Genomic DNA, 17,783 nt, shown 5'->3' with positions numbered 1-17,783 from the left:
TTGCACAATAATGATCTTATGGAACGGCCTATAACACTGCAATTGGATAAGAACCCAGAACCCTTAACTCTTTGACATGCGGACGAATTTCATCTAAAGCATGTTTTACATTGTCATCCTCAACATGACCTTTTAAATCGATAAAGAAAACATAGGCCCATTTTTCCGGTAAAGCCGGACGTGTTTCGATACTGGTTAAGGTAATGTTGTGCTTGGCAAATGGCGCTAGAATTTCCAGCAATGCACCAGCTTTGTCATGTGCAGAAATCAATAATGAAGTTTTGTCATGTCCGCTTTTTGCTGCTTTTTCACGGCCAATCACCAGAAAACGTGTGGTATTTTCAGGATTATCTTCAATATTGGCATGTAAAATTTCCAGCTCATAAATCTGTGCAGCCACATCACTGGCAATTGCCGCAGAATGCCATTCATTTTTGATGCGGCGGGCAGCTTCGGCATTAGAACTTAAGGCAACACGCTCTACACCAGGATAATGAGCATCCAGCCAGTGACGACATTGCGCCAAGGTTTGCTGGTGTGCATAGATCTGCTTGATACTGTCTTTACGGGTATTGCTTGAAATTAAAAATTGATGATGAATCGGTAATTCCACCTCACCAATCACATGCAAATGTGAGGCTTTAAAACAGTCCAGTGTGTGATTGACAATGCCTTCTGATGAATTTTCAACAGGCACCACGCCATAATGCGCCGAACCTGATTCTACTTCACGGAATACCTCATCAATAGAAGCAATCGGCTTGGTAATCGCATCCTGACCAAAATGCTTGATGGCTGCGGCTTGGGTAAATGTGCCCACAGGCCCCAAAAATGCAATCGATTGCGGTGCTTCAAGTGCCAGACAGGCAGACATGATTTCACGAAACAATCGTGCCACGGTTTCATTGGATAATGGGCCGGTATTACGCTCCATCACCTTGCGCAATACCTGCGCTTCCCGTTCCGGACGATAAAAAATTGGATTAGTTTCATTGGCAAATTTTGCCTTGGCAACTGTTTCTGCAAGTTTGGCACGTTGATTTAATAATTGTTGAATATGTTCATCGACTTGATCAATCTCTTGACGAATTTGCTGGAGATCCAAAGCTGTGTCCTTATCTTGTTGCATCTTGATTTGCCTTCACCAATTTTACCGCACAGTATAGCAAGGCTATACACTAAAATCTTGCTTACCAAGCCCTCTGAATAAAATATTGTCTATTTTTACAACAAGCTGATATCGGTTCTGGCTGAGTACTAGTAAAAAACCTGTAAAATGCTTTACATGATTTTTAATCAGCTTTAACTATCGTCAGGAATCCATTTGATTCATTAAAAATAAAAATTTATTAAACTATTTAGGATCACAGATTGGCCTATACATTTCTTAAGAGAGAAGGTTTAGAATACGTCATCTTTTTAAAACTGCTTAACCAGAATATGTCAGAGATTCACAACACGATATCCAATCAGACTACACAAGACACCTGGACAGCTGTCGATGAATACATTGAACAACATCTGATTGCACCAGATCCGATCCTGACAAAAACCCTACTACATACCGAAAAATGTGGCCTGCCTGGTCATTTACATGTTGCTTCTAATCAAGGCATGCTTTTAGCAATGTTGATTCAAATGAATCAATGCAAGCGTGTCTTGGAATTAGGTACTTTTGCAGCATATAGTACAATCTATATGGCCAAGGTATTACCAGAAGATGGTTATATCCTGACCATTGAAGGACGGGATACCCATATTGCCCTAGCAAAAGAAAATATTGATGCGTCAGGTTATGCCGATAAAATTGATGCGAGACTTGGCCGTGCTGCCGATGTAATTCGCAGTTTACCCGCAGATACCGCCCCTTTTGACTTTATTTTTATTGATGCCGATAAACAAAGCTATCCCGAATATCTGGAATTATGTCTCGCTCATTCCCATTCTGGCACCGTGATCGTGATGGATAATGTCATCCGTGCCGCTGAAATTATTAATCCCGAGAATCAGAAACCTAGCATTACCGGGTTAAGAGATTTATTTACTGCCCTACAAAATCATCCAAAAATTACGTCGTGTACCGCTTTACAAACAGTGGGTAGCAAAGGTTATGATGGTTTTGCGCTTGCCATTGTTAAATAACGCACGATAAATCAGCATATCTCAGGCTAGCAGCCACTTTTTAACCAACCCAATACAACACCAATAAACATAAGGGCTGTAGGCTTTTATAAACACAGTTATCCACACATTTTGAGGATAACTGTGTAAAACTTTTCAGTATTTAACGGGTAACCAGCATCGGTACATCTGATTCTTTAAAAATTTTTAAGGTGGTACTACCCAAAAAGAACTGATGCAATTTACTATGACTAAATGCACCCATCACCATGAGCCCAATTTCATGCTGCTTTTGATAATCCAGCAAGGTTTGCGCCACATCCCCATATAGATACTCTGCATGTACTTTTATACCAGCAAAGTTCAAATAATCAATAGCCTGATCCAAAATACCATTTTGATCGCCAACATAGACCAGATGACAGGTTAAATCCTTGAGCAAATCGCTTTGTCCAATCCGTTTCAGCATGGACTGACAAATCGGCGAATACTCATAGGCAAAGAGAAAGTTTTTGGGCGGGGTAAATTTTTCACCAACGGTTAAAACAGTAGATTTAGTTCCCCGAATTAAGCCTTCTACATTACTGCCAACAGGTTTGTTATTTTCCGCAGCATTTTCACCAATCTTACCCACAACAACAATATCATCAACTGTCAGTTCATTGAAACACTGTTCGAGGAATTCCCCTCTCAGCTGGATAATATGCGGATGAATAGAAAATTTATCTTCAATCAGTTTGGAAATATAATGCAGTAAATCATCACTATATTGCTGCGCAAGCTGATATTGCTTTTCATCCAAATCGGCCAACTCTTTAAGCAACATGGCATTGCTTTCAAAACCAATTACCCCGCTGATTTCCCCCAAATGATAACTGGCAGGACGATAATCCAATACTTGTAGCAAAACGAGCTGACGTTGTGTTTTTTGTGCAATCCAAGCCGCAGCTTCGGCAGTTGCATTGACACACGGTGAAGCATCGATACAGGCAATGACACGTTTCATCACAGTCTCCTGTTTTTTATCTAATTCTATTTATACTAAGACAAAAGTTTAATGATCACATCTTTTTTTTATGTGTTTCTGTAACCTGCCGAATGTATTTACTTTTTATCGCGTCGATCACCAATGACCTTGGCTGGATTTCCCGCCACGATAGAATAAGGCTCTATACTTCTGGTCACCATACTATTCATTGCAATCACTGCATAGTCGGCGATTTTCACCCCATCGACAATACCAACATCGGCACCAATCCAGACATCTCGACCAATATAAATTCCTTTCGACGTGACTGCCTGATCATAAATCGGTGCCTGTATTTTCATACCATGATTAAAGGCATAGGCATGCGTATAAGCAGCCAAACGTGCCTGATCGGCAATATGAATCCCTGCCCGACCACCATCTAGTGTACAGTGATGATTAATTGCCACCTCATTGCCAAGCGTTAAAGGTCCATGTAAGACACAATCTGCTGCGATAAAACAACGATCACCGATTTTAATTTTACGCCCCGGTTCAGCAAAAATATGTGCCAGTGGCGAAATAAAACAATCTTCACCGATCTCGATATCTTCCATATCCTGTAAATATGCCTGATAGTCCTGCTGCCATGCGCTAGCCCATTGCAAATGTTTAGGCTTTAATTTCCAATATAGCCACGGCATATAGTTAAGACGATGTTTATGTTGTTCCCGATATTTCAATAAAGGATCATGATGTTCAATCATTTTTTGTGCCTTAAAAATTCTTAATTGTTCATGTCCTGAGAGTGACGAACTTTATGAAATATATTTTTCATTCGCAAGCTCGTAAGAGAGGACGCATAACTCTATTCATCAAGTACATGTAATTGTTCGCGTCCTGAGAGGCATTGCCTCGCAAGAGAGGACGCACAATACCTATTCGTCAAGTACATGCAATTGTTCGCGTCCTCTAGTCAAATCCTGTAAAAACAGTTTCAGCGGAGCAATCTGATCCAGCTTTAAATCACACAGCAATGTCACACCTTCTGCATGATAATCTTCCTGATACTCAATCTGCTGATGATTTAATTCATATTGTAATTTTGCCCATTCAGAAAAATGGCACGTCAGTTGTGCAGTTTTGGTCGGAATAAGTTCTATTTTTTCTGCCAGTAACAAGGTTTGCCCGGCACAACCGCCATATGCCCGAACCAGCCCACCTGTACCCAGCTTGATCCCGCCAAACCAGCGATTAACCAAAACCAGAACATTGGTTAAATCATTGCCTTCAATACTGGCAAGAATGGGACGTCCTGCGGTACCAGAGGGTTCACCATCATCATTAAAACGCACATCATGCCCTATTTTCCATGCCCAACATTGATGTGTGGTACTGATGTCCTTGTTGCACTGCAAAAAGTCCTTGACTTCTTGTTCGGACTGTACAGGGACCGCAAAGCCCTGAAAACGACTTTTTTTAATTTCTTGTTCAAATTCGACCAATGCTGCAATGGTAAATGCCATAAAAATGATAAATAAAATAAATTTGTGAACCGATTATACAAAAATTATGATTTTTCTTGTATCTATAAATCCGCAGAATAAGAGCATACCACAAAGTTAAATCAACAGACCCAATCTTAAATAGATAAAATTATATGGTATATCAAAATATTACCTTATAAACATTGAATATCTTTTAGCAATTTTTATCGCCATTGACGACAAAAATTGCCAGAGAACTTTGGTGGCACACACTCCCCAAAAGCTCGGTGGTAAATACATCACGGATATTTTAAATGACAGCCTTCACTGCCTCAACGACAGCATCTTTGGTAATACCAAAATGTTTAAACAGGTCTTTGGCTGGTGCAGATTCGCCATACGTAGTCATACCAATCACTTTACCATCCAGACCGACAAATTTCCACCAGTAATCGACATGCGCAGCTTCTACTGCAACACGGGCACGAACTTGTGCCGGTAACACTGCCTCACGATATGCCGCATCCTGTTGTACAAAGATTTCAGCACATGGTATAGAAACCACACGTACACCATCAAGCTCAGCATAGGCTTGCATTGCCAAGTCCACTTCCGAACCTGTTGCAATGATAATGGCTTTTAACTCACCTTTTTCAGCAGCCAATACATAACCACCTTTGGCAATATTATCCAGTTGCTCGGCAGTACGATTCTGGAATGGTAGGTTTTGACGGGAAAGGATCAGTGCAGTTGGACCGTCTTGACGCTGTAAGCCAGATTTCCAAGCGATCGCTGTTTCAACGGTATCCGCCGGGCGCCATGTATTTAAATTTGGTGTACCACGCAACGAAGCAATCTGTTCAATCGGCTGATGTGTAGGACCATCTTCACCTAAACCAATAGAATCATGGGTATAAACATGAATCACACGCTGTTTCATCAATGCCGACATACGCACTGCATTGCGTGCATATTCCATAAACATCAGGAATGTTGCGACATAAGGAATAAAACCACCATGTAACGCTAAACCATTGGCAATTGCAGTCATGCCAAATTCACGTACGCCATAATGGATATAATTACCGGCAGGATTATCCTGAATACCTTCACACCCTTTCCACAAGGTCAGGTTGGAACCTGCCAGATCGGCAGAACCGCCCAGTAATTCAGGCAACAATGGTCCAAATGCCTGCAAAGTATTTTGACTGGCTTTACGTGTTGCAATGGTTTCGCCCTTGGCATTGGTTTCGGCAATAAATTGGTCTGCCTGTGCAGCAAAGTCTGCCGGTAAATCACCAGCAATACGGCGTTTTAATTCTGCTGCCTCGGTTGGATATTTTGCCTGATATTGTGCAAAAATTTCATTCCAAGCCTGTTCGGATTGCTGTCCTTTGGCTTTGGCATCCCATGCAGCATAGATCTCTGCCGGAACAACAAATGCATCTTCATTCCAACCTAATGCTTCACGAGTCAGGATAATTTCATCTTTACCTAATGGTGCGCCATGACAGTCTTCTTTACCTTGTTTATTTGGTGAACCTAATCCAATCACTGTTTTACAGATGATCAATGTCGGTTTATTGCTTTCGGCTTTGGCAGTAAGCGTTGCCTCACGAATGGCATCTATATCATGACCGTCTACACGAAGAACTTGCCAGCCATAGGCGTGAAAGCGTTGTTCAGTATCATCACTAAACCAGCCTTCAACTTCACCATCAATCGAAATACCATTGTCGTCATAATACGCCACCAGTTTACCCAGATTTAATGTTCCGGCCAGTGAGCAGACTTCATGGGAAATACCTTCCATTAAGCAGCCATCGCCCAAGAAACAATAGGTATAATGATCAATAACAGTTAAATCAGCTTTATTAAACTGTGCAGCCAGTGTTTTTTCTGCAATGGCAAAACCCACAGCATTGGCAATCCCCTGACCTAAAGGTCCGGTTGTGGTTTCAATCCCCGGTGCATAACCCAACTCTGGATGACCCGGTGTTTTAGCGTGTAATTGACGAAATTGTTTTAAATCTTCAATAGATAAATCATAGCCAGTTAAATGCAACAATGCATATTGCAACATTGAACCATGACCATTAGACAATACAAAACGATCACGGTTGGCCCATTGTGGATTACTCGGGTTGTGATTTAAAAACTCACGCCAGACCACATCAGCAATATCAGCCATACCCATTGGCGCACCCGGATGGCCGGAATTTGCCTGCTGTACTGCATCCATCGCCAATACACGAATTGCGTTGGCAATACGACGTTCGTTAAGTGGGGTTGTCATAGATCAGATTCCAAAATTTTAACTCAGTGGGTTTTGTAGACAGGACTACAAAGAGATGTTGCATATTGTCCTAAAAAAAATCAGATGGGTAAAGCATTGTATTGAAAAATTTGCTTTAGCATACAAAAAAACGCCAATGCGCCTAGCCATCATATAACTGTCAGATTAATATTTTATATTTAGCACCAAAAATAAAACATTTTGTGTCCATTAGACATTTTCAACTGTTTCCAAGTCGGGAAGCCTGATAAAAATTCTAGCCATTATTGTTGTAATGATTTAACCTTTGCGCCTTTCTATTTGCTAAATCGCATATCCCAATGTTTCAGACACTAACTAAACTAAATCTGGTTACACAAATTTTTATTGCCTTTATTCTCGGTATCGTGGTGGCTTTTCTCTTTCCACAAAGTTCCGCATATTTTGAGATTCTAGGCGAATTATTTATTAAAGCCTTAAAATCGGTCGCACCTATTTTAGTCTTTATGTTGGTGATTTCTGCGATTACCAATTATCAACCCTCCAATAATAAACAAATTCGCTATATTTTTATTTTATATGCGATTGGTACCACTTTGGCTGCCGGTTCTGCGGTATTGGCAAGTTTAATCTTTCCGTCCGAATTAAATCTTAAACATGCTTATGATGCAGCAGTACAACCACCGAGTGATATTAGTGAAGTTTTAAAAGGTTTATTGCTTAATTTTATTGATAATCCTGTGCATGCTTTGGCCAATGCCAATTTTATCGGTGTGCTGGCATGGGCAATCGGTATCGGTATTTCAATTCGTCATGCGGGTGAAACCACCAAACAAGTGATTCGGGATTTCTCTAATAGTATTTCCTATATTATTACCTTGGTCATCAAATGTGCCCCTATTGGTATTTTTGGTTTAGTAGTGGTTTCTATTGCCGATGCCGGGGTTGATGCCATCAAAAACTATCTGCATGTATTATTGGTGTTGATTGCTACGATGCTATTCGTCGCCTTAGTGATTAATCCATTGATTGTGGCTTTTGTTATTCGGGCCAATCCTTATCCTCTGGTGTTTACATGCTTAAAAGACAGTGGCGTGACTGCATTTTTTACCCGGAGTTCTGCTGCCAATATTCCTGTCAATCTTGCATTAGCAGATCGTATGGGGGTTGAGAAATCTTTATATTCCATCGCTGTACCACTTGGTTCGTCCATTAATATGGCAGGTGCTGCGGTAACGATCAGTATTTTAACCATGGCTGCCGTACATACGCTTGATATACAGGTTGATCTTGGCACCATGATGCTGTTATCTCTTGTTTCTGCAATTTGTGCCTGTGGTACAGCAGGTGTTGCAGGTGGTTCTATTTTGCTAATTCCATTGGCTTGTAGCCTGTTTGGCATCAGCAATGATATTGCTATGCAGGTTGTGGCTGTCGGTATGGTGATTAGTATTTTACAGGACTCAACTGAAACTGCCCTAAATTCCTCCACGGATGTATTGTTTATCATTGCAGCAGATCAGGCGTTAAAACAAAAAGAAGGTTTATCAACACTAGAGTAATTTAATCATCCATAAAAATTTGACATAGTGAAAACAATCCTACCCTTCGCTATGTCAATTGATTTCACTTACCTTATTTATTAAACTACTTTGTATAATAATGCGGATCCTTCTTCCAAGTTACATCTTCAAATTTTAAGCTAAAAAAATCTACAATCTGCTTAGCAATTTGTGTCTTAAATAATTTTGCATCCATATAAACAATCTGCTTACTTTGTTGCACATTAAAAATTACACGTCCACGTGGTATTTCTTCATACTCAATGTATTTTAGATCAATAAATTGCTGACGTAATATTTCCCAATAATCAACATGAGTATAAGCACTATCTATTAAGCCTAATGAATCAGTATCAGACAAATCAAAGGTATGAGCCATGCCAATGACTTGATTTCTGCTATACCAAAAAATGCCGATTTTCATATTTATATCTCTGGCAATAAAGAAATCAGTTTTTGACGTGCTTTCTCAGCACTCACTCGCCCTCTTATCGTAGAAGGGTGCTGAATTCGATAGCATAAATATTTTTTATCGTAATCAAATTTCCAGAGGTGATCTTTTGAAATACCTTCATCCTCATAAATTACAGTATTAGTGCAATTAGCTAAAGGAAAATACTCCCTTCTATGCTTTACAGATGACATACCATTAGCAAAAATTATAATTTCAGGTTTAAAGAAATCCAACTGTGCTATTAACAATTTTTTTGATATATCTTTAATCAGATGAAAATTTTCGTTTTTAATTGGACTACCTCTTTTCCATGAAAAACAAAACAAATTACTATAAACAATACCATTTTTCCCTGATTTTTCCGCAACAAGTCGTGTAAAGTCATGAAAGGTAATTGCTTTACGTTTTTGAAGAGATAGTTGTTTTTGAAAAAAAATATTGTGTTTTTCTACAGAACTATTTATATATTCTTTCAAACCTAAATATGGCTGCTTTTGAAGAATATCCCAACCTGTAGTTTCGGAGCCAATAATCATGATTTTATTTTTAGCTTGAAAATAATTCTCTGGTAAACTCGAAAGAAATACTCCAGACAAGCCAGTTTTTTCATGAAATTTTGTATTTGGGTGATGTTTATCAAAAAATGTCACATCTAGAGATGACAATATTTCATAATACTTATCTAAAAGCTCAATATATTCCTTCATCATTACTCATTCCATCAATATAAAAATCATGACATAATTATTAAAATTTAAAATCAGATATCTGACAACTCATAAAGAAAATCAGAAACTTTTTGAGCAAGTATATTGTGATCATCTTGCGATTCTACGATGTCAACCATTAAGTCATCTAGTCCTGTTTTCTCTTTAATTGTAACACCTTGGATTTCCAAGAATGTCAGCATTACCGCTAAGCCAGTACGTTTGTTGCCATCAACAAAAGCATGCCCTTTCGCAATGGCGATGCCATACCATGCAGTGATTTCAAAAAGATCATCAACGTCACTGTAATACATCTGTTGATCAATTCGACTTAACACGCCTTCAAGTTTGCCAATATCACAACCAGCTCGACCAACACTCGTTTGCTTCAAAATTTCATCATGCACTGCAACGACAAAAGTTAGGCTAATCAAACTCATTTGTAAGCCAATTCCTGAATTTCAGCTTTATGCTGTTGAATGATCCGTTTTGTATTATGTAGAATTACTCTTCGACTTGCTTCATTATCCTCAAGTAGTATTGCTAGCACTTGTACCTTAGTTTTTTCACGTATTCGTCGATCATTTACATCATATTGGTTAAGTCGTTTATTCATATATCACCTTTTTAATCTGAATTACCTACAAGTAATTTATAGTTGCTTTTAAAAATCAATATTTTTACAAAAAATAAGGGCTGATACTCAGCCCTTATCATTACTTAATTTAATCTATATTTCAATAGATTAAGTCAATTGTGCAGCAGCAATTTTCTTGGTATCTACGCCTTCAGCAGCTTTAGTATAATCAGACATTTGATCAAAATTCAAATATTTGTAGATATCTGAAGACATGCTGTCAATTTGTGCAGCATATTCCTGATATTCTGCCGGTGTCGGTAATTTACCCAGTACCGCAGCAACAGATGCCAATTCAGCAGAAGCCAGATAAACATTTGCACCCTGACCTAAACGGTTCGGGAAGTTACGGGTAGATGTAGATACACAGGTGGTATTTGGTGCAACACGTGCCTGGTTACCCATACATAATGAACAGCCCGGCATTTCTGTACGAGCGCCAGCCTTACCATAGGTATTATAGAAACCTTCTTCCATCAACTGGTTTTCGTCCATACGTGTTGGTGGAGCAATCCACAGACGCGTTGTTAAAGAACCACCCGGTACTTTGTCCAGTAATTTACCGGCTGCACGGAAATGACCGATATTGGTCATACAAGAACCAATAAAGACTTCATCAATTTTTACGCCTTGTACGTCAGATAACAATTTTGCATCATCTGGATCGTTCGGGCAGCAAAGTACAGGTTCAGTGATTTCAGACAAGTCGATTTCGTAAACTTTGGTGTATTCGGCATCGGCATCGGCTTTGAGCAAGTTTGGATTTGCCAGCCATTTTTCCATGTTTTCAACACGGCGTGCCATAGTACGTGCATCGCCATAACCTTGTGAAATCATCCATTTCAACATGGTGATGTTAGAACGCAAGTATTCGGCAACTTTCTCTTCAGACAGTGTAATTGCACAGCCCGCAGCAGAACGTTCGGCAGATGCATCAGACAATTCAAATGCCTGCTCAACAGTCAGTTCTGTTTCCATTTCTGTTAAGTCGATTTCAAGGATACGTCCAGAGAAGATATTTTTCTTACCTTTCTTCTCAACGGTTAAATCGCCTTCTTTAATCGCATAGTAAGGAATTGCATGTACCAGATCACGTAAAGTGATACCCGGTTGCATTTTACCCTTGAATTTTACCAGTACAGATTCTGGCATATCCAGTGGCATGACACCAGTTGCTGCGGCAAACGCAACCAGACCAGAACCAGCAGGGAAAGAAATACCAATTGGGAAACGGGTATGTGAGTCACCACCAGTACCAACGGTATCCGGCAATAACATACGGTTTAACCATGAATGGATAATACCATCGCCCGGACGTAAAGATACACCACCACGGTTCATGATAAAGTCTGGTAGCGAATGTTGCATTTGCACGTCAACTGGTTTTGGATACGCAGCAGTGTGACAGAAAGACTGCATGACTAGATCGGCAGAGAAGCCTAAACATGCCAAGTCTTTTAACTCGTCACGTGTCATTGGACCTGTTGTATCTTGAGAGCCAACAGTTGTCATTTTTGGTTCGCAATATGTACCTGGACGAATCCCTGTACCTTCTGGTAAACCACATGCGCGGCCAACCATTTTTTGTGCCAGTGTATAACCAGTACCAGTATCTTCTGGTTGTTTTGGATGACGGAACAATTCAGAAGGCGCAAGACCTAATTCTTCACGTGCTTTGGTGGTTAAGCCACGACCAATGATCAGGTTGATACGACCACCGGCACGAACTTCATCTAGAAGTACAGGTGTTTTCAACTCAGATTCTGCGATTTTTGTACCATTTTTAAATGCAGTCACAACAGCAGTGTCTTTGTTGATGTTAAGGGTGATTTCATCACCCATATTCATTTCACCAACATCAATTTCTACTGGTAATGCACCAGCATCTTCCATGGTGTTGAAGAAAATAGGCGCAATTTTAGAACCTAGACACACACCACCGTCTTTCTTGTTTGGAATGTGTGGGATATCGTCACCAAAGAACCAGAGCACAGAGTTGGTTGCAGACTTACGTGAAGAACCTGTACCAACCACGTCACCCACATAGGCAACCTGAATACCACGGGATTTTAACTCTTCAATTTGTTTTAATGGGCCAACTTCGCCTGGTTTTTCCGGGAAGATACCATCACGTTCGTTTTTCAACATCGCATTGGCATGCAAAGGAATATCCGGACGACTCCACGCATCCTGTGCTGGAGACAAGTCATCAGTATTGGTTTCGCCAGTAACTTTAAATACTACGATTTTAATTTCTTCTGGTACATCTTTACGGCTGGTAAACCATTCTGCATCTGCCCATGATTGTAGAACAGCTTGCGCATTGGCATTACCTGCTTTTGCTTTTTCTGCAACATCATGGAACGCATCAAATACTAAAAGGGTTTTCTTTAAAGCTTCTGCGGCTAAAGCAGCAAGTTCTGCATCATCCAGTAATTCAACCAAAGGTGCGACATTGTAACCACCCAGCATCGTACCGAGTAATTCTACAGCACGTTGTTTGCTTACTAATGGAGAGGTTGCTTCACCTTTTGCAACAGCTGCTAAAAATGCAGCTTTTACATAAGCAGCTTGGTCAACACCTGCCGGAACACGATTTTCAAGTAAATCAACTAAGAACGCCTCTTCACCAGCGGGTGGATTTTTTAACAAATCTACCAGATCAGCAGTTTGGGCATCGTCAAGTGGCTTCGGTGGGACGCCGAGTGCGGCACGTTCTTCTACGTGTTGGCGGTAAGCTTCTAGCACGGTGTATTCCTCTTTTTAAAAAAATTATTTGTGATGACTCGCAATTGTTGCGTACACAAATAATATGAACTGTCAAATTCTACTAAATTTAGGCCAGAAAGTTAATGCAGGAACTGTGCTTTAAAAATGATGTTGATTATTTTTAAAATAAATACCAGACATCATGTCCTCTGCCAACAATCTTAAGGCACTAAACCTTTGTTTCCTATTATACGCTGAATGCATATCCTGTTCGCCATGCCACTTTTGGCTAGCATGGCGATATTTCGAGAATCCATTTTCCTCGTCATCAGTACGGTTAAAATTTCCAATTATAGAAAATATCTACAGCACGTTCGACCGATGAACTGGCTTCCATATATAAACGACGGTTGACCTGATAACGCAAAGTCAACTTATTCACCGGGGTAAATATTCCGACACCATAACGTAAATAAAGGTCTGGTGTAATATAACCTGTGACACTGACCTGAGTATCATCACCCGAACCCTGTGCATCCAATGCCAAACCACTTAAACCAAAACTACGCCCAAGCTGATTGGTAAATGCACGGGTGCCGCCTAAGCCCATACTGATCCCGGCCGCAGCAATGGTATTATTAACATCAGACTTAAAGCCCTCAGTATTATTAACACCACTGGAACCATTACTGATACGTCCAGTTAACAGGGCATTTAATGCTTCCTGTTCAGTCAAGCCGGCATCGTTATAAATCTGAATATTTGGTCGACTTGCTACACCGGTAACACGTACACCCACTGTACTGTTTTGCACATTCTTCGTCGCATCAATATCCAGTGATGGGTTGGCCAGTTCCCCACCAAAACGTGCAATGGCACGATTCAGATCCAGACTTTGTCCATAGGCTTCAATTTTAACCTGACGGCTGACACCGACTGCACCATTCGCTTGCATGGCAATTGCCGTGCCACGTTGTGAAAGATTAATTCGGCCAGCCAATGGAATCACACTATTAAAGCCCCGGAATACCACAGAATCTCCCAGACTTACCGCAATGTCTGCGCGAATATTCCATGGTTTTGATGCTTTAAGAATCGCAAGCTGGTCTTGTCCACTTTGCACAATCCGCACATCTGCCGACGTTGCAATCACACTTGGACTACTTTCCGGCATGGAAATCACAGCACGTGGCACATCAACCTTACCATTAACTGTCAGTTGTTTGAGTACAGGTCGAATATCCACAGTAATTTCTGGAGAAACGGAGGCACTAATCATTGGTGGTTGTGCAACCAGTAACTCCCGACCTGAAAGATTCAGTTTGATGCTTGGTGATGCACTCCAATCGGCATTACCGCTAATTTTACCGACACCACGTCCAGCATTAAATCCGCCTGTCACTGTTGCCTGACTGCCACGGATCGACGATGCAAGCTGAATATTTTGCAAATTCAGCGGCACACTGATCATAGCGAGCTGACCATCCTTAAGCCGAATTTCTCCATTAAACAAAGGTTGTTGCAAGGTGCCACTCAATTTCCCTGCGGCTGATATTTTTCCATCCAGTACACGAATATCGGAAATAAAGGGTTTAAATAAGCTCAGTTTGACCTGATCAAGTGCAATATCACCTGATATGGCTTTATCCTCACCCTGAGTACCAACCAGCACATTGACAAAGCCAGTCCCCAGTAATGGGGTATCTGCATTTAAACGCAGTGCCAAGCCCTGAGGCAGCGTTTTTGCCCCTAAACGTAATTCATTATAGGCAAGAGAAGCTGCTGGAACATCTAGATCCTCACTTGAGATACCGATATTACCACTTTTGGTGACAAGTTGTGTATCCATTTGCATGGGCTGACCATTCAGCCAGGACAGATGACTATAACCATTTAATTTACCACTTAAAGCCAGTCCGGTCGGCATAAAGGCAGCAAAATCACCCAATTCGATATTTTTAATCAGCACAGAAATTGCACCCTGATCCTGACTGGCAATCAAAGGTTGATCCAAGCAAATCTGGCTTTGTTCACGCCCTTGACTGATCCAGCAATGCTGGGTAATTGCAAGTTGATTCTGATTTTTACGGAAAATCAATGCTGCATTTTGACTTTGTTTTAGTGACACCCGTTTTGAATCAAAAGAACCGTTTTGAATTTGCCCCAACCAATCATTATTTTGGTTCAAGCCGCCAGCAAGTTGTAGATAGAACTTACTGATGCTATTTTGACCCTGAATTTTTAAAAGGTGTGCCGCACGCGTACCTTGCAATTCCAGCTTGGCATCATCTATTCCACGCTCACCACTGCGAAGATTCTGTAAGTGCATCACCATTTGCGATGCCTGATCACCCGTTGGCAAAGTTCCAATCAGGCTTAATTTTTCGATACTGGCGACATTGTTATAGGCAAAGTTCTGAACAATAAGATTGGATTTGGCATTTAATTGCGGATGGGTTTGTACAAAAATAAAGCCTTTTACCGTGCCACGTAGCCCCTGATAAAGTTCTGATAGATTGGAAGCATTAATATTTAATTGTAATCGCTGTGCATTGCCACTGGCATGCAAAATATTATTGGCATAACTCAACACCAGATTATTTGCTTCAAACTGTTTGGGAACAAAACCGTTGGCATCACTAAAACTCAAGGCCAGATTACCCTGCCCCAATAATGGCTTATTATTTAACTGACCTCGTAAATTTAGATCACGAATTGAAATATGTTTTTGCCGATCCGACCATTGTCCTGTGCTATTGACCTGTCCGGTAATCTCACCCTTGACTGTAGACACAAAGTATTGCGGTTTAAATTGCTGTAAATTGGCATGAATATCCCACGCCAATCCCTGCGCCAAGTTTACAGTCCCATTGGCTTTGATCTCGCCTGCCGCACCCTGATGATACAGCTCGGTCAATTTGATCATGCTAGGCGTGCCTGAAAGATTCAGACGCAAAGGCCCCTGACTATAATTCTGTGCATTTAAGGCACCGTTATACTGTACTGCATAGCTTCTTAAACCGCTCTGTTTTTTACCGTCATGCATGATCACCACAGCGGTTGATTGCCCTGTTAAAGAAATGCTTTGTGAGGTATTACCTTGTGGAATTTGTCCTTTTAGATCAATTCCCTTGAGTTGAATCACCTGTTTAAGATTATCCTGATAGCCTTGTGCAGTCAGATGACCATCCAAACGATTGACCGGTGCAGCAGGACTAATGGTTTGCGGATTAAATTGTTTGGCATTTAAATTGGCATGCCATTTCAACTGTGTTTTGTCGGTAGGTAAATTCACGACAGCCTGACCAGAAAGCAACCCTTGGCCTTGCTTCAAGCTAAAGTTTTTAATATTCAGAATATTATTGGCAAAATTCAATGTCGATTGATAATGACCAGCCGGTAAACTTGATTTTTCATTGGTATCAACATCGGTTGCCAATTTGATATCTTGGCCTTGCTCTGCCAGCACAATATCAACATCGCCTTGCCGACTATTCAGCCAGCCAATGTAAGGCATTTCACGATTGATATTATTCCAGACCACATTCATCAACCAAGGTTGCTTTTTCTCAACCGACTGATTTTTACTCGGCGCATTTTGTTTTAGGTGTACATCCCAACGCTCATAACGATCAAAATCAACAGTCGCTAAAATATCCGATTGTTTATCCATGCTACCTTTTAAGGAAATTCGACTACTCATATCAGGTGGTAGAAAACCTTGGATAGCTTCTGGAATATTTTTATCTTTCGGATTAAGCCCTTGAGCACGGCCTTTGATATCCCAGACTAAAGCATTTTCCCAGTTGAGATGACCAGTTAAATCCAGTTGACCATTCATGAGTGAACCCACGAATTTTTCAATATTCATCTGTTTCAGATCGGTATTTAATAGTGCCTGATAATTTCCTTTGGGAATATTTTCACCTTCAAGATCACTATCCAGCACAAAATTAAGCTGATTTAAATCTCCTGACAAATCAATCTGACCTTTTTCCGAATATAGCTTTTGTTCTGGCGCAATTGGCCAGTGGAATGTTTGCCAGTTTAATTTACCTTGCATCGGTACATCTTTACGTACTGGATGAGCAACGACATAACCAGAAATAACATCCGGCGTAGCTGAGGCAACCCCTGCTCTCAAGGTATCCACATCACCACGGGCAGAGACTTTAATCTGATGCAAATTCAAGCCCTGTAATGCCGGAATCGTCAAATCTGCACGCAGATTTAATGGATATTTATCTTGTAATAGAATGAAACCAGTGACTTTTTTGACATTCAAAAAGTCCATTGCCATTGAGGAATTCACCAACTCAATTCGGGTACCAGACCAAACAGCATCCTTAAGATCGATATCATAAAAATTAACTGTGGACTTAGCCGATTGAATCACCAGCTTATCTAAACTGGCGTCATCCAGACGTAATACAAAAGGTAGTTTTAATTCACTAAACTTAAAAGGATCATCATTTTCGGGGGCGTGATTAATGACTTTGACGGTTGCCACTTTGGCTGTCATAAAATGCAATTCTCGATTGACCAATGCCCGCCAGCCTAGACGTACATCAGCTCGATCAATTTGTACTTCGACATCTTTTACCTTGACCAAGATATCTTTTAGGATAAGGCCCTGAAGCAAATTCCCCTGCTCATATTGATAATGAATCATCTGTTGACGATTCATGACAAAATCAAGCAACCAGTGACTTCCCCGATCTGAACTTGCCAACAAGCCCAATGCAATGATCAGGGCAAGAAATAAACCCAGCAGGCTAAGAATCACCCAGCGCACAATACGCCAAGTCTTTCCCTTGGGTTGAGGAGGAGTTGTTTCTGGTAATTGCTCAGTCATACCTTATCC

General features: G+C 40.7%; 12 protein-coding genes. 2 read left to right on the top strand and 10 right to left on the bottom strand.

Annotated features, from left to right (window positions below; translation table 11 throughout):
* Nucleotides 1–28: 28 nt before the first annotated feature.
* Nucleotides 29–1,129 carry a prephenate dehydratase gene (gene pheA, locus CRO21_RS05270; protein ID WP_097078288.1) on the bottom strand — a complete coding sequence of 367 codons (1,101 nt, stop codon included), beginning with the start codon at nt 1,127–1,129 and terminating at the stop codon, nt 29–31.
* Between the two features lie 311 nt (nt 1,130–1,440).
* On the opposite strand from pheA, the gene CRO21_RS05265 reads away from it, so the two are divergent.
* Nucleotides 1,441–2,142 carry an O-methyltransferase gene (locus CRO21_RS05265; protein WP_097078287.1) on the top strand — a complete coding sequence of 234 codons (702 nt, stop codon included), beginning with the start codon at nt 1,441–1,443 and terminating at the stop codon, nt 2,140–2,142.
* Between the two features lie 142 nt (nt 2,143–2,284).
* Here CRO21_RS05265 and CRO21_RS05260 read toward each other — a convergent pair whose 3' ends face one another.
* The 4 genes from CRO21_RS05260 to tkt form a co-directional block, all read right to left on the bottom strand.
* Entirely contained in the window at nt 2,285–3,127 is an 843-nt protein-coding gene (locus tag CRO21_RS05260) for a universal stress protein (protein ID WP_097078286.1), read from the bottom strand.
* Nucleotides 3,128–3,225: 98 nt separating this feature from the next.
* Complete coding sequence (locus CRO21_RS05255) at nt 3,226–3,855, bottom strand: acyltransferase (protein ID WP_097078285.1); 630 nt, start codon at nt 3,853–3,855, stop codon at nt 3,226–3,228.
* 171 nt (nt 3,856–4,026) lie between these two features.
* Nucleotides 4,027–4,614, bottom strand: coding sequence for an IMPACT family protein (locus CRO21_RS05250; protein WP_097078284.1), 588 nt, complete (start codon nt 4,612–4,614; stop codon nt 4,027–4,029).
* Between the two features lie 271 nt (nt 4,615–4,885).
* Nucleotides 4,886–6,871 carry a transketolase gene (gene tkt, locus CRO21_RS05245; protein ID WP_097078283.1) on the bottom strand — a complete coding sequence of 662 codons (1,986 nt, stop codon included), beginning with the start codon at nt 6,869–6,871 and terminating at the stop codon, nt 4,886–4,888.
* A gap of 320 nt (nt 6,872–7,191) precedes the next feature.
* Between tkt and sstT the strand changes: the two genes are divergently transcribed.
* Entirely contained in the window at nt 7,192–8,412 is a 1,221-nt protein-coding gene (gene sstT, locus CRO21_RS05240; RefSeq protein ID WP_097078282.1) for a serine/threonine transporter SstT, read from the top strand.
* An 85-nt stretch (nt 8,413–8,497) separates the two neighbouring features.
* Here the strand turns inward: sstT and CRO21_RS05235 are convergent, their stop codons facing one another.
* The 5 genes from CRO21_RS05235 to CRO21_RS05210 all read right to left on the bottom strand — a co-directional run bounded on the left by CRO21_RS05235 (nt 8,498) and on the right by CRO21_RS05210 (nt 17,774).
* Nucleotides 8,498–8,836 (bottom strand): hypothetical protein, encoded by a 339-nt coding sequence (locus CRO21_RS05235; protein ID WP_097078281.1) that lies wholly within the window; start codon nt 8,834–8,836, stop codon nt 8,498–8,500.
* Nucleotides 8,837–8,838: 2 nt separating this feature from the next.
* Nucleotides 8,839–9,576, bottom strand: coding sequence for a hypothetical protein (locus CRO21_RS05230; protein ID WP_322853229.1), 738 nt, complete (start codon nt 9,574–9,576; stop codon nt 8,839–8,841).
* Between the two features lie 50 nt (nt 9,577–9,626).
* Complete coding sequence (locus CRO21_RS05225; protein ID WP_097078280.1) at nt 9,627–10,013, bottom strand: type II toxin-antitoxin system death-on-curing family toxin; 387 nt, start codon at nt 10,011–10,013, stop codon at nt 9,627–9,629.
* A gap of 305 nt (nt 10,014–10,318) precedes the next feature.
* The gene (locus tag CRO21_RS05215; protein WP_097078278.1) at nt 10,319–12,958 is read right to left on the bottom strand and encodes a bifunctional aconitate hydratase 2/2-methylisocitrate dehydratase; all 2,640 of its coding nucleotides are present in this window, start codon (nt 12,956–12,958) and stop codon (nt 10,319–10,321) included.
* Nucleotides 12,959–13,256: 298 nt separating this feature from the next.
* Nucleotides 13,257–17,774: a translocation/assembly module TamB domain-containing protein gene (locus CRO21_RS05210; protein ID WP_097078277.1), complete on the bottom strand. Its 4,518-nt coding sequence runs from the start codon at nt 17,772–17,774 to the stop codon at nt 13,257–13,259.
* Nucleotides 17,775–17,783: the final 9 nt, after the last annotated feature.

Source organism: Acinetobacter puyangensis, assembly GCF_900096995.1.
GTDB classification, from domain to species: domain Bacteria; phylum Pseudomonadota; class Gammaproteobacteria; order Pseudomonadales; family Moraxellaceae; genus Acinetobacter; species Acinetobacter puyangensis.
Note: the sequence above shows the minus strand (reverse complement) of the source record. Positions and strands in the feature narration are given on the sequence as shown.

What these genes read in the sequence shown, in the direction of transcription:
- pheA (WP_097078288.1), bottom strand. Translation starts at nt 1,129, where the DNA reads ATGCAACAAGATAAGGACACAGCTTTGGATCTCCAGCAAATTCGTCAA.
- CRO21_RS05265 (WP_097078287.1), top strand. Translation starts at nt 1,441, where the DNA reads ATGTCAGAGATTCACAACACGATATCCAATCAGACTACACAAGACACC.
- CRO21_RS05260 (WP_097078286.1), bottom strand. Translation starts at nt 3,127, where the DNA reads ATGAAACGTGTCATTGCCTGTATCGATGCTTCACCGTGTGTCAATGCA.
- CRO21_RS05255 (WP_097078285.1), bottom strand. Translation starts at nt 3,855, where the DNA reads ATGATTGAACATCATGATCCTTTATTGAAATATCGGGAACAACATAAA.
- CRO21_RS05250 (WP_097078284.1), bottom strand. Translation starts at nt 4,614, where the DNA reads ATGGCATTTACCATTGCAGCATTGGTCGAATTTGAACAAGAAATTAAA.
- tkt (WP_097078283.1), bottom strand. Translation starts at nt 6,871, where the DNA reads ATGACAACCCCACTTAACGAACGTCGTATTGCCAACGCAATTCGTGTA.
- sstT (WP_097078282.1), top strand. Translation starts at nt 7,192, where the DNA reads ATGTTTCAGACACTAACTAAACTAAATCTGGTTACACAAATTTTTATT.
- CRO21_RS05235 (WP_097078281.1), bottom strand. Translation starts at nt 8,836, where the DNA reads ATGAAAATCGGCATTTTTTGGTATAGCAGAAATCAAGTCATTGGCATG.
- CRO21_RS05230 (WP_322853229.1), bottom strand. Translation starts at nt 9,576, where the DNA reads ATGATGAAGGAATATATTGAGCTTTTAGATAAGTATTATGAAATATTG.
- CRO21_RS05225 (WP_097078280.1), bottom strand. Translation starts at nt 10,013, where the DNA reads ATGAGTTTGATTAGCCTAACTTTTGTCGTTGCAGTGCATGATGAAATT.
- CRO21_RS05210 (WP_097078277.1), bottom strand. Translation starts at nt 17,774, where the DNA reads ATGACTGAGCAATTACCAGAAACAACTCCTCCTCAACCCAAGGGAAAG.